Below are 13,509 nucleotides of genomic sequence, written 5' to 3'. Positions count from 1 at the left end.
TGTGAAGTGATGTTTTTCTGAATTATCAATCAAAAAATGTTAGATATGGCAATTGTGTTGGATACTTAAATATATGACAAAATAGCACAAAATGTAAACGTATTATTCGCTTTTTCGACAGTTTTTTATTTAAATTCCCGCAAAAGATGATAAAATTTAGTATATAATAAAAGAAAATAGCGATTTGTATAGTATGTTGCCTTTGTTGGTAAGTTAAATGAGTCGTTCTTTCGTATTATTTCATTCTCTAAGCGTGAAATATGTGTTTAGAGGAAGGGATACATTCAACATAATTAATTGGAAAAAGAGTAGGTGCAACAATGTTTAAACACGTAACAGTGCTTTTAAAGGAAACAGTAGACGGCTTAGATATAAAGCCAGATGGTACATATGTAGATTGTACACTGGGGGGAGGAGGACATAGTTCTTATTTATTATCCCAATTAACTGAAGGTGGAAAATTAATAGCGTTTGATCAAGATGAGATAGCGATTCAAAACGCGAAAGAAAAGTTCTCTTCATACGGTGAACAGTTTATAACAGTAAAGAGTAACTTCCGTTATTTAGCTGAAAAACTGCAGGAAATAGGTATAACAGAAGTAGATGGTATTTTATTTGATTTAGGTGTTTCATCCCCACAATTAGATACACCAGAACGAGGCTTTAGTTATCATCATGATGCACCGCTAGATATGCGGATGGATCAAGATGCCCCATTAACAGCGTATGATGTTGTAAATAGCTGGTCATATGAACAACTTGTAAGGATTTTCTTCCAATACGGTGAAGAGAAATTTTCAAAACAAATTGCAAGAAAAATTGAAGCTTATCGTGAGAATAAAGCTATTGAAACGACAGGAGAATTAGTAGAGCTAATTAAAGAAGGTATTCCGGCTCCAGCTCGTAGAACGGGTGGGCATCCTGCTAAGCGAGTGTTTCAGGCAATTCGTATAGCTGTAAATGATGAATTAAAAGTATTTGAAGAAGCATTGGAATCTGCTATTGAGATGGTTAAGCCAGGTGGAAGAGTTAGTGTTATAACATTCCATTCATTAGAAGATCGTATTTGTAAAACAACGTTTAAGCGAAATAGTACAACGCCACAATTGCCGCCAGGATTACCGATTATTCCTGATGAATTTAAGCCGAAATTAAAGCTTATTACAAGAAAACCGATTTTACCTTCTGATATAGAGCTAGAAGAAAATAATCGTGCGCGTTCTGCGAAGTTGAGAATCGCTGAAAAACGATAAAAGGGAGAGAGAGGTATGACTAATTTAGCTGTAAAGTACAAACAACAAGCGCAAGAAGAGGTGCAAATTCAAACGCCCCCACAGCAGATGGCTAAGCCGAAGGTTAAAGCGAAAATTACAAGAATCGAAAAACTGTTGTATGTAGCGTTTATTGGCTTTTTATTGTATGCCTGTGTCGCGTTTATTGGAAATAAAGCAGGCCTTTATCAAGTTAATGTAGAAGCAGCGACGATAGAAGAAAAAATTGTACAGCAGCAAAAAGAAAATCAAGAATTACAAGCTGAAGTAGAGAAGTTAAGTCGCTATGAACGAATCGCTGAAGTTGCAAAAAAACACGGGCTAGAAATTAATGCGAATAATGTGAAAGGCCTCAAATAAGGCAATAGGTGTGAAGGAACGATGAAGAAGAATATGACTAAATTTCATACCAATAAGGGAGCAGGTTATTTTATGATATTTTTCCTCCTGCTCTTTTTGCTGTTATTAGCCCGATTTTTTTACATACAATCAACAGGAACAGTTCATAATCAGGATTTAGATGCACTTGCTAAACAAAAGCATAGTAAAAAAGGAGTTCTTGAAGCGAACAGAGGAACCATTTATGATCAAAACGGTCATGTGTTAGCGCAAGACGCAAACTCTTACAAAATGGTAGCTGCACTAAAAGGTGCTAACTCAGTTGAGAATAAAGAAGATACTGCAAAGAAAATTGCAGGAGTACTTGGAAAAGGCGAAGAGGATATTTTAGCTTCTTTAAATAAGGAAGGTAGAAGTCAAGTCGAATTTGGAACGTTAGGCAAGGATTTGACGAAAGAAAAGAAGGAACAAATAGAAGCGTTGAAGTTGCCGGGAATATCTTTTATTACAGAAAATGCAAGGGTGTATCCAAACGGTGATTTTGCATCTTACGTTATAGGTCATGCAAAACCAAATGAGAATGGAACCTCGGTAGGTCAATTTGGCATAGAGAAAAGCTTGGATAAATACTTAAGTGCCTCGAACGGAGAAGTAGCATATACAGGTGATCGTAAAGGTGTGTCCCTTGATGGGGGAAAAGTTAATGTAAAGGCACCTAAAAATGGAGATAACGCTTATTTAACAATCGATCAACGTGTCCAAAGTTATTTAGAAGACGCGATGAAAGCAGCAAGTAAGCAATATGAGCCAGAAAGTTTAATAGGGATTGTTGCAGATCCGAAAACTGGGAAAATATTAGCGATGTCTACTAAACCTAGTTATGACCCTAATGATCGTCAAATTAAATATTTCTTCAATGACGCAATTGCCAATGCATTTGAACCTGGATCAACAATGAAAATTTTCACGTTAGCGGCAGCTATTAATGAAGGTGTGTACAAAGGCCAAGATTATTATCAGTCCGGGACATATCAAGTCGGAAATAGGAAAATAAAAGATCATAACGGTGGTGCTGGTTGGGGCTCTATCACGTTTGATGAAGGGGTAGAGCGTTCTTCAAACGTAGCGTTTGCAATTTTAGGAGATCAAAAACTTGGTCCAGAACGTTTCCGAAAATATATTCATAGTTTTGGATTAGATGAAAAAACGAACATTGATTTATCAGGTGAAGGATCGAATACAATTTTATTTGATCAGCAAATACAACAAGTGACAACAGCTTTTGGACAAGGTTCCACTGTAACACCAATTCAGCTTGTACAAGCTGCAACGGCCATTGCAAATGATGGGAAAATGATGAAACCTTATGCAATTGATAAAATTGTAGATCCGATAACAGACAAAGTAAAATTAGAACATAAGCCAGAAGAAGTAGGAAAACCTGTTACAAAGGAAACAGCGGCGCAAGTAAGACAATTATTAGAACGTGTTGTTACATCTCCGAAAGGTACAGGGACAGCTTATAAAATTGATGGATATTCAGTTGGTGGTAAAACAGGTACAGCGCAAATTCCGGATGGAAAAGGCGGCTATATGACAGGGAGACAGAATTATATATTCTCATTCTTAGGTATGGCACCAATGGACGATCCACAACTTGTTGTGTATGTAGCTGTTAAACAGCCTAAATTAAAAGATGATGAGAACGGTGCACAACCGTTAGCTGATATTTTTAAATATGTAACAAAAAATAGTTTAGAGTATTTAAAGATTAAGCCAAATGAAGTTAAAGATCCGAAAAAACATCTGAAAGAACAACAAACTACTGTTCCGGATGTAAATGGTAAAACGATGGCTGAAGCGGGGAAAGCGATTGATAAAGCAAAACTTCGTCCAATCGTACTAGGTGAAGGGAAAGTACAGCAACAAGTACCGAAAGCGACTGAACAAACATTAAAAGGCGACCGAGTCTTCTTGGTAGGAGATAAGCCTACAATGCCAAATATACAAGGATGGGCACTGCGTGATGTTATGAATTTAGCGAAGACATTACAGCTTAACTTGAAACCTTCTGGTACAGGATACGTAACAGAACAAAGTGTGGCGGAAGGAACATTATTACAACCTGGTACAGAATTAGGTGTCACACTCGTACCGCCACTCGAACCACAGCAAGAAGCAGAAAAGCCGTAATGGTAAAAGAGAATAAGTTCTAATTAAATAAGTACAAGCATATATTGGAACAAGCTAGGCGTAAGGGAGGCTTGTTCCAATATGCGTGTATCAAATGTAACAGTTAGAAAACGACTTATTTTTATACTTATATCAGGTATACTTATTTTCACGATTATCGATATTCGTCTTGGATATGTGCAATTTTTTCTTGGGAATATGTTAACGGATCGTGCGAAAGATTCATGGAGTCGTAATATTACTTTTGAACCCGAACGTGGGAAAATTTTAGACCGAAATGGTGTGGAACTTGCCACGAATAAAAGTGCTCCAACTGTCTTTGTTGTACCGAGGCAAATTGAAAAACCAGCGGAGACTGCAGAGAAGTTAGCTGCAGTATTAGGTGTGGAAAAAGATGAGATTTATAAAAGGATTACAAAAAAAGAATCGATTGTAAGGTTAGATAAAGGCGGAAGGAAAATATCACATGACAAAGCGAAAGAAGTACGAGGATTAAGTCTGAAGGGCGTGTATATCGCAGAGGATTCTATCCGGTACTATCCGTTTGGAAACTTTTTATCACATGTATTAGGTTTTGCGGGTAGCGATAACCAAGGTCTTATGGGACTAGAAAAATATTATGATAAAGAGCTAAATGGGGACAAAGGTCATGTGCGTTTTTTTGCAGATGCGAAAGGACAAAGGATGCCTAATGTTGGTGATGATTTCAAAAAGCCAGAAGCCGGTTTAAATTTAGGATTAACAATCGATGCGCGTATTACAAGGATTATGGAAAGAGAAATGAATATTGCGGAGTCAACTTATAATCCTGACGGTATGATTGCGATTGCAATGAACCCTAAAAATGGTGAAGTTTTAGGGATGTCTAGTCGACCGAGTTTTGACCCAGCGGATTTTCAAAGTGTCTCTCCAGAAGTGTATAACAGAAATCTACCTGTATGGAGTACGTATGAGCCTGGTTCAACATTTAAGATCATTACATTAGCTGCAGCATTGAATGAAAATTTAGTAGACTTAGAGAAGGATACGTTTTATGATGATGGAGCAGCTGAAGTAGGTGGAGCTAGATTGAAATGCTGGAAAGCAGGAGGTCATGGCAGTCAAACGTTTTTAGAAGTCGTTCAAAACTCATGTAACCCGGGATTTATTGAACTTGGTGATCGCCTTGGTAAAGACCGATTATTTAAATACATTCGTAATTTTGGTTTTGGGCAGAAGACTGGAATTGACTTGCAAGGTGAAGGCAGTGGGATTTTATTTAATTTAGATAAAGTTGGTCCAGTAGAGCAAGCAACAACTTCATTCGGCCAAGGAGTTTCTGTTACGCCGATTCAACAAGTAGCAGCTGTAGCGGCGGCTGTAAATGGTGGAACATTGTATCAGCCGTATATAGCTAAGGAGTTTATTGATCCGAAAAATAATCAAGTTGTTAGTAAAAAGACACCTGTTGAGAAAAGAAAAGTTATTTCCAAGGAAACTTCAGAAAAAGTTCGTTATGCATTAGAGAATGTTGTAGCGAAAGGTTCTGGTAAAGGTGCTTATATTGATGGATATCGCGTAGGTGGAAAAACGGGTACTGCTCAAAAGGTGAAGGATGGTAAATATTTAGAGAATAATTATATAGTATCTTTTATCGGATTTGCTCCAGCGGATGATCCAGAGATTGTTGTGTATGTAGCTGTTGATAATCCAAAAGGGGTTACACAGTTTGGTGGAGTGGTAGCAGCTCCGATTGTCGGGAATATCCTTCGAGATGCGCTTCCTGTTATGGGAGTGAAACCGAGAAAAGAACAAGTTGAGAAAGAATATAAATGGGGCGATACACCAACTGTGGAAGTTCCGAATTTAATTGGAATGAAAAAGAAAGACTTACAAACACAACTCGTCGATTTGAAGCTTGATATAAGTGGAGATGGAGAGAAAGTAATTAAACAATCACCAGAAGCGGGAGCTAAAGTAAAAGAAGGCTCAAAAATTAGAATTTACTTCGGGAATTAAAGGTAACGTAGTACGTTTTATGGTACAATTGGTGGAAGTGAGTTCTTTATAGAACAGTTACTTAATTTGAGACAGTAAGTGTCTCATTCATAAATAGGTCAGTAGCACTTACCTCCTTATATAGGAGGTAATGTGTTGCTTACTGAAAAAAGATAAATAAACAATGTAGAGAGGGTTTAGTGAAATGAAGTTGCATACACTTGTATCATGTTTGCATGATTTTCCAGTTGTTCCAAAAGAAAATCCAGAAATCACATCTATAGAAGCTGATTCACGTAAAGTGAAAGAGGGAAGCTTATTTGTATGTATGAAAGGATATACGGTTGATAGCCATGATTTTGCTAAGCAAGCAGCGGCACAAGGAGCGGCTGCTATTGTTGCGGAAAGACCAATTGATGTTGACGTTCCAGTTGTACTTGTGAAAAATACTTTTCGTTCGTTAGCGGTTTTAGCTGATTATTTTTATGGTCAACCGACACACAAGTTACATTTAATCGGAATTACAGGTACAAATGGAAAGACAACAACATCGCATATTATGGATGAGATTATGCGAGCACATGGTCATAAAACAGGGCTAATTGGAACGATTAATATGAAAATCGGTGATGAAACATTTGAGGTGAAAAATACAACACCAGATGCACTAACACTTCAACAGACGTTTTCAAAAATGGTTGAACAAGGTGTGGACAGCACGGTAATGGAAGTTTCGTCACATGCGTTAGATCTTGGTCGTGTACACGGATGTGATTACGATGTAGCGGTGTTTACGAATTTAACACAAGATCATTTAGACTATCATAAAACGATGGAAGAATATAAACATGCAAAAGGGTTACTATTTGCACAGCTTGGCAATAGTTATAATCATAATCGTGAAAAGTACGCTGTGCTGAATAGCGATGATAATGTAACAGAAGAGTATATGAGAAGTACTGCAGCAACAGTTGTAACATATGGTATTGATACAACAAGTGACATTATGGCAAAAAATATCGTTATGACGAGTGGCGGGACTACATTTACGCTTGTCACACCATATGAAAGTGTAAATGTTACGATGAGATTAATAGGTAAATTTAATGTATATAACGTACTTGCAGCAACAGCAGCAGGACTTGTTTCGGGTGTGAAATTAGAAACAATCATTGCTGTTATAAAAGAACTAGCTGGGGTTCCAGGGCGTTTTGAAGTTGTTGATGGAGGACAAAATTATACAGTTATTGTTGATTACGCACATACGCCGGATAGTTTAGAAAATGTATTAAAAACTGCAAAACAATTTGCAAAAGGTGATGTGTATTGTATCGTTGGTTGTGGCGGCGATAGGGACCGAACGAAGAGACCGATAATGGCAAGTGTTGCAACAAAATATGCAACTCATGCAATTTACACATCAGATAATCCAAGAAGTGAAGATCCAGCGGCTATTTTAGATGATATGGTACATGGTGCAAGTGGGAAAAATTATGAAGTGATTATTGATAGAAAAGAAGCGATACACCATGCAATCACTAAAGCGAAAGCAGATGATATCATTATTATTGCTGGTAAGGGTCATGAAACGTATCAAATTATTGGTAAAGAAGTTCATCATTTTGATGATCGTGAAGTTGCTAAAGAAGCAATTAAAGGGCGTTTAAGCAACGAAGAGTAACAACGTGAGAGGAGGACTACATGTGCTTGAGCAAGGTTTATTAGTAACGGCTGGGGTAGCATTCTTAATTTCTGTTGCCCTTTCGCCATTGTTTATTCCATTTTTAAGAAAATTAAAGTTCGGACAGAGTATTCGTGATGAGGGACCAAAGTCACATCAAAAAAAATCAGGGACACCGACAATGGGTGGTATCGTCATATACGTATCTATGATGGTAACTTCACTTATTATGGCGATTAAGTTTAATTATTTAGGTGCAGAGGTTTCGTTATTACTATTAGTGACGTTTGGTTACGGCTTGATTGGATTTTTAGATGACTACATAAAGGTAGTTAAGAAGAGAAATCTTGGTTTAACATCAAAACAAAAATTAGTAGGTCAGCTTGTTATTGCTATTGCATTCTTTTTAATTGGAAAAGGGCAAGCGTTCCACACATACATCATGATTCCGGGAACGGATGTTAAGTTTGAATTAGGTTGGGCGTATTTCGTACTTGTACTATTTATGCTTATTGGTGGATCAAATGCAGTTAACTTAACTGACGGTTTAGATGGTTTATTATCAGGAACAGCTGCTATTGCATTTGGAGCATTTAGTATTATTGCTGTGGCACAAGAGCAATTTGGAGTGGCGATATTCTGTATGGCAGTTGTAGGAGCTGTACTTGGATTTTTAGTATTCAATGCGAATCCAGCAAAAGTGTTTATGGGAGATACAGGTTCATTAGCTTTAGGTGGAGCCATTGCAGCTGTAGCGATTTTATTAAAACAAGAATTGCTACTTGTAATTATCGGCGGAGTATTCGTAATGGAAACTTTATCGGTTATCATTCAGGTCATTTCATTTAAAACAACAGGAAAACGTGTCTTTAAAATGAGTCCATTACACCATCATTATGAATTATGTGGTTGGTCAGAGTGGCGTGTTGTTGTGACGTTTTGGTCTGCAGGATTTTTATTAGCTGTGTTAGGAATTTATATCGGGGTGTGGATGTAATTGAAAACTGTAACTGAATTTCAAAATAAGAATATTCTTGTATTAGGCATTGCAAAAAGTGGTTATGCAGCAGCTACATTGTTACAAAAGTTAGGGGCAAATGTTATTGTAAATGACGGAAAGCCTTTAGCAGAGAATGTACTTGCTGCAGAATTACAAGCAAAAGGAATGGACGTTGTATGCGGTGGTCATCCTTTAGAATTATTAGAGAGAAATATTTCTCTTGTAGTAAAAAATCCAGGAATCCCGTATTCTAATCCAATATTAGTTGCTGCGAAAGAAAAGCAAATTCCGATTGTTACGGAAGTTGAATTAGCATATCGTATTTCAGAAGCACCATTTGTTGGGATTACGGGGTCTAACGGTAAAACGACGACGACAATGCTGACATTTGAAATGCTAAAAGAAGGACAAAAGCATCCTGTAATTGCAGGGAACATTGGCACTGTAGCGTGTGAAGTAGCACAGGATGCAAAAGAAAATGAAGTTGTAGTTACAGAACTTTCATCATTTCAATTGATGGGAGTAGAATTGTTCCAACCTAAAATTGCTGCGTTTTTAAATTTATTTGAGGCCCACTTAGATTATCATGGGACGAAGAAAGAATATGGTTTAGCGAAAGCAAATATTTTTAAAAACCAAACAGAAAATGATTATAGTGTAATAAATGCGGATGATGCAGATGTGATGGCTTTGTCTGCGTATTCTAAAGGTCAAAAAATCCTGTTTTCGACAACGAAAGAAATTGAAGATGGCGCGTGTATAAAAGATAACGCTCTTTATTTCAAAGGTGAAAAAGTTGTTGAAGTAAGCGATATCGTTTTACCTGGTCAACATAATTTAGAAAATATTTTAGCTGCGATGAGTATTGCGAAATTATTAGGTACTTCTAATGAAGCAATTACGGTCGTGTTAAAACGTTTTACGGGTGTAAAACATCGTTTAGAATATGTAACAACGATTAACAACCGTAAGTTTTATAACGATTCAAAAGCAACGAATATGTTAGCGACTGAGAAAGCACTATCTGCGTTTACACAACCGATTGTGTTACTAGCAGGTGGGCTTGATCGCGGAAATGAATTCGATGATTTAATTCCGTATTTCAAAAATGTAAAAGCGATTGTAACATTTGGACAAACAGCTCCTAAACTAGTAAGAGCGGCAGAAAAAGCGGGATTAGATATAATTGAAAGTGTCGATACTTTAGATGAAGCAGTGGTGAAAGCTTATGCTCATTCTAAAGATGGCGATGTCGTTCTTCTTTCTCCAGCGTGTGCAAGCTGGGATCAATTTAAAACATTTGAAGAAAGAGGAGACATTTTTATACAAGCTGTGCATAAACTTATATAAAGTAAATCAAAACATCAGTAGGCTAACACCTACTGATGTTTTGTTACATAGGGCAAAAGTTTCTGCCTAAAGAGGTGGTGTTTGTGGGTAATGAAGAAAACGCCTGATTTTATTCTCATCATCGTAACACTTTCATTGTTGACAATCGGAATGATTATGGTTTATAGTGCGAGTGCAGTTTGGGCCTCTTATAAAATGGGGGACTCATTCTTTTTTGCAAAAAGACAATTACTGTTTGCGGGTCTTGGTGTAGTAGCTATGTTTTTTATTATGAAAATTGATTATTGGGTGTGGCGTACGTATTCAAAATTGATTTTGCTAGTTTGCTTCATTCTTCTTATTCTCGTTCTTATTCCTGGAGTAGGTCTTGTTCGAGGAGGAGCACGAAGTTGGATTGGAATCGGAGCATTTTCGATTCAACCGTCAGAATTTATGAAGTTTGCGATGATTATTTTCTTGGCAAAGTTTTTAGCAGAACGGCAAAAATTGATTACATCTTTTAAACGTGGTTTATTACCGGCCCTTAGTTTTGTGTTTCTTGCTTTTGGGATGATTATGTTACAGCCAGACCTTGGGACAGGAACGGTAATGGTTGGGACATGTATCATTATGATATTCATTTCGGGAGCGAGGGTCTTTCACTTTGCAATGTTTGGTTTGATTGGTGTAGCAGGATTTGTAGGGTTAATTGCATCAGCACCGTATCGAATGAAACGCATTACATCATATTTAGATCCGTGGTCAGATCCGCTCGGAAGTGGATTTCAAATTATCCAATCATTACTTGCAATTGGACCTGGTGGATTATTTGGGCTTGGACTTGGACAAAGTAGACAAAAATTTCTTTATTTACCTGAACCGCAAACTGACTTTATATTTGCGATCTTATCCGAGGAATTAGGTTTTATTGGTGGTTCATTTGTGTTATTATTATTTAGTCTATTATTATGGCGCGGGATTCGTATCGCATTAGGAGCGCCAGATTTATATGGTACGTTTTTAGCAGTAGGTATTGTGGCGATGATTGCGATTCAAGTAATGATTAATGTTGGTGTTGTAACAGGACTGATGCCTGTTACGGGTATTACCTTGCCGTTTTTAAGTTATGGTGGATCAAGTTTGACATTAATGTTAATGGCAGTAGGTGTATTATTAAATATAAGTCGCCATTCTCGCTACTAAACCCTGTTTATAAGACAGGGTTTTTCGTATGTGTGTAAAAATGCAATATGTATATAGAAATAAATATAATGGAAATAAGAAAAGAGAAGCGGAGGAGTTAGTAGTGCGTGTATTAGTGAGTGGTGGGGGTACTGGTGGTCATATTTATCCAGCTCTTGCTTTAATTAGAGAAATAAAAAAGTTAAATCCAGAAGCAAGATTTTTATATATTGGTACGGAAAATGGACTAGAGAGTACAATCGTTCCAAAAGCAGGTATACCATTTCAATCTATTGTTATAAGTGGATTTAAACGAAAAATATCATTAGATAATGTGAAAACAGTAATGCGTTTTCTAAAAGGTGTACAGGATAGTAAACGATATATTCGTCGTTTTAATCCGGATATTGTAATTGGAACGGGTGGATATGTATGTGGACCAGTTGTATACGCTGCAGCCAAATTAGGTATTCCAACTATTGTACATGAACAAAATAGTGTACCAGGTGTAACGAACAAGTTTTTAAGCCGTTATGTTGATAAAGTTGCTGTTTGTTTTGAAGCAGCTATAGAGCATTTTCCAGAGTCAAAAGTGGTAATGACAGGTAATCCACGAGCATCAGAGGTAATGGATCAAAATGGAATGAAGGGGAAACGTTCAGTTGGGCTTTCTCTTCCTAAAAAGTCTGTACTTATATTTGGTGGAAGTCGTGGGGCTAGACCGATTAACGATGCCTTCGTTGAAGCAATTGAACAGTTTGGGAACAAAAGCTACGAAATACTATATGTAACGGGTGAAGTACATTATGATAAAGTGATGGAAGCCGTGAAGCAAAAAGGGAACCCAAGCAATGTTATTATTAAGCCGTTCATTCATAATATGCCAGAGGTACTAACTGGTGTAGACCTTGTTGTTTCAAGGGCTGGGGCAACAACACTTGCAGAATTAACAGCGTTAGGAAAACCAAGTGTGTTAATACCGAGTCCATATGTAACAAATAATCATCAGGAAAAGAATGCACGTTCAGTTGTTGATAAAGGAGCGGCAAAAATGTTACTTGAAAAAGATTTAACAGCTGAAACGCTTATTCGTGATATTGATGAGATTTTATTGAATGCACAAACATTACAAAATATGAAGCTAGCGGCTAAGCAACTAGGTATTCCAGATGCAGCAAATAAGCTGTATGAAGTAATGAATAAGCTTGTAAAAAAATAAAGTGAGGCTCTAATCAGTGGGGAGTGATTCTCTCTCGTTGATTATTATCTTTCACTAATCGGATGTTTACTGACATCCTGATTCCGCCTAATTTCTTTGTTATCGCCGAATTTTGATTTAAGAGCTGTACTGCCCGTAAATAGCGGGATAACGTTAGATGAACGCCCTGCATATTATTGTCATAAGGAGACTTAATATGGGGGAGATTGTCTATGGAACAATTAGTAAATGAGCTTATAGAAGCAGACGTTGGTCGTGTTTTAGTTAACGAGCCGTTAGCACGTTATACAACTATGAAAATAGGTGGACCAGCGGACATTTTAATTGTGCCAAAGCATGTAGCCGGTATTGAAAAAACATTACAGTTAGTAAAGCAATACAAAACGAAGTGGACTGTAATTGGTCGCGGTTCAAACCTTCTTGTATCTGATCAAGGCATAGAAGGTGTTGTTATTCGTTTAGGAGAAGGATTAGATCACTTAGAGGTCGAAAAACATAAGGTAAGAGTTGGTAGTGGATATCCTCTTATTAAATTGTCAACTTTACTTAGTCGTCAAGGGTTAGCTGGATTGGAGTTTGCGAGCGGTATTCCAGGAAGTGTCGGTGGTGCAGTATATATGAATGCAGGTGCACATAAATCGGATATATCGAGTGTATTATCGAAGGCTCTCATTCTGTTTGAAGACGGTACAATTGCCTGGTTAACGAATAAAGAACTGGAGTTTTCTTATCGGTCATCTGTATTGCAAACGAAACGTCCTGGTATTGTTTTAGAAGCGGAGTTTCAATTACAGGCGGGAAAACGTGAAGAAATTGTACGTAGCATGCAAAATAATAAAGACTACCGCCGTGAAACGCAACCATGGAATCATCCGTGTGCAGGAAGTATATTTCGGAATCCAATCCCACATTTTGCAGGAGATTTAGTAGAAAAAGCAGGGCTTCGTGGTTATAGGATTGGTGGAGCTCAAATTTCTGAAATGCATGGCAATTTTATTGTTAATACCGGGGGAGCTTCAGCGCAAGATGTATTGTCTTTAATTGAATTAATAAAACATACAATTAAGGATAAATTTGATGTAGATATGCACACAGAAGTAGAAATCATTGGAAGATAACGGTTATTCGTTCCGCTCATTATCATTTATGTTATAATAAGAAGATAAGAACGGCATGAGGAACATGCCGTTCTTTATGTTACATAGGGGGATCGTACATGAATAATAGTAAAGTGATTAAACTACAAGATCGTGTACCAAAATTGAAAAATCAAAAGAAAAAAAACAAAAAAAATGTTAATCATCGATTGATTTTATAC

The 13,509-nt window shown here is 37.1% G+C and carries 10 protein-coding genes and 1 pseudogene; all 11 read left to right on the top strand.

Features of this window, described 5'->3' with window-relative positions:
- Positions 1-320 precede the first annotated feature (320 nt).
- Entirely contained in the window at positions 321-1,253 is a 933-nt protein-coding gene (rsmH, locus tag ABWK52_RS13315) for a 16S rRNA (cytosine(1402)-N(4))-methyltransferase RsmH (RefSeq protein ID WP_000472508.1), read from the top strand.
- 15 nt (positions 1,254-1,268) lie between these two features.
- Positions 1,269-1,631, top strand: coding sequence for a cell division protein FtsL (ftsL, locus tag ABWK52_RS13310; protein ID WP_000182804.1), 363 nt, complete (start codon positions 1,269-1,271; stop codon positions 1,629-1,631).
- A gap of 21 nt (positions 1,632-1,652) precedes the next feature.
- Positions 1,653-3,803, top strand: coding sequence for a penicillin-binding protein (locus ABWK52_RS13305; RefSeq protein WP_000739958.1), 2,151 nt, complete (start codon positions 1,653-1,655; stop codon positions 3,801-3,803).
- 81 nt (positions 3,804-3,884) lie between these two features.
- A complete protein-coding gene (locus ABWK52_RS13300; RefSeq protein ID WP_001266237.1) occupies positions 3,885-5,801 on the top strand; it encodes a stage V sporulation protein D in 1,917 nt (638 codons plus the stop codon).
- Between the two features lie 184 nt (positions 5,802-5,985).
- Positions 5,986-7,461, top strand: coding sequence for a UDP-N-acetylmuramoyl-L-alanyl-D-glutamate--2,6-diaminopimelate ligase (murE, locus tag ABWK52_RS13295; protein WP_098541590.1), 1,476 nt, complete (start codon positions 5,986-5,988; stop codon positions 7,459-7,461).
- A gap of 22 nt (positions 7,462-7,483) precedes the next feature.
- A complete protein-coding gene (gene mraY / locus ABWK52_RS13290; RefSeq protein ID WP_000893060.1) occupies positions 7,484-8,458 on the top strand; it encodes a phospho-N-acetylmuramoyl-pentapeptide-transferase in 975 nt (324 codons plus the stop codon).
- Positions 8,459-9,811 (top strand): UDP-N-acetylmuramoyl-L-alanine--D-glutamate ligase, encoded by a 1,353-nt coding sequence (murD, locus tag ABWK52_RS13285; protein WP_000860116.1) that lies wholly within the window; start codon positions 8,459-8,461, stop codon positions 9,809-9,811.
- 90 nt (positions 9,812-9,901) lie between these two features.
- Positions 9,902-10,993 (top strand): stage V sporulation protein E, encoded by a 1,092-nt coding sequence (gene spoVE, locus ABWK52_RS13280; RefSeq protein ID WP_098283102.1) that lies wholly within the window; start codon positions 9,902-9,904, stop codon positions 10,991-10,993.
- A 103-nt stretch (positions 10,994-11,096) separates the two neighbouring features.
- Positions 11,097-12,191, top strand: a complete 1,095-nt coding sequence (murG, locus tag ABWK52_RS13275) for an undecaprenyldiphospho-muramoylpentapeptide beta-N-acetylglucosaminyltransferase (protein WP_021728036.1) — start codon at positions 11,097-11,099, stop codon at positions 12,189-12,191.
- 212 nt (positions 12,192-12,403) lie between these two features.
- Positions 12,404-13,309: a UDP-N-acetylmuramate dehydrogenase gene (gene murB / locus ABWK52_RS13270; RefSeq protein WP_000437021.1), complete on the top strand. Its 906-nt coding sequence runs from the start codon at positions 12,404-12,406 to the stop codon at positions 13,307-13,309.
- Positions 13,310-13,407: 98 nt separating this feature from the next.
- Positions 13,408-13,509 (top strand): annotated as a pseudogene (locus ABWK52_RS13265) (cell division protein FtsQ); the annotation flags it as partial.

It is taken from the genome of Bacillus sp. AP50, from assembly GCF_040492675.1.
Classification (GTDB): domain Bacteria; phylum Bacillota; class Bacilli; order Bacillales; family Bacillaceae_G; genus Bacillus_A; species Bacillus_A cereus.
This window is presented reverse-complemented; position numbering and strand designations above follow the sequence as displayed.

Bases quoted from the DNA above. Each gene is read 5' to 3' on its own strand.
- ABWK52_RS13300 (WP_001266237.1), top strand. From the start codon at position 3,885: ATGCGTGTATCAAATGTAACAGTTAGAAAACGACTTATTTTTATACTT.
- rsmH (WP_000472508.1), top strand. From the start codon at position 321: ATGTTTAAACACGTAACAGTGCTTTTAAAGGAAACAGTAGACGGCTTA.
- spoVE (WP_098283102.1), top strand. From the start codon at position 9,902: ATGAAGAAAACGCCTGATTTTATTCTCATCATCGTAACACTTTCATTG.
- ABWK52_RS13305 (WP_000739958.1), top strand. From the start codon at position 1,653: ATGAAGAAGAATATGACTAAATTTCATACCAATAAGGGAGCAGGTTAT.
- murB (WP_000437021.1), top strand. From the start codon at position 12,404: ATGGAACAATTAGTAAATGAGCTTATAGAAGCAGACGTTGGTCGTGTT.
- murE (WP_098541590.1), top strand. From the start codon at position 5,986: ATGAAGTTGCATACACTTGTATCATGTTTGCATGATTTTCCAGTTGTT.
- ftsL (WP_000182804.1), top strand. From the start codon at position 1,269: ATGACTAATTTAGCTGTAAAGTACAAACAACAAGCGCAAGAAGAGGTG.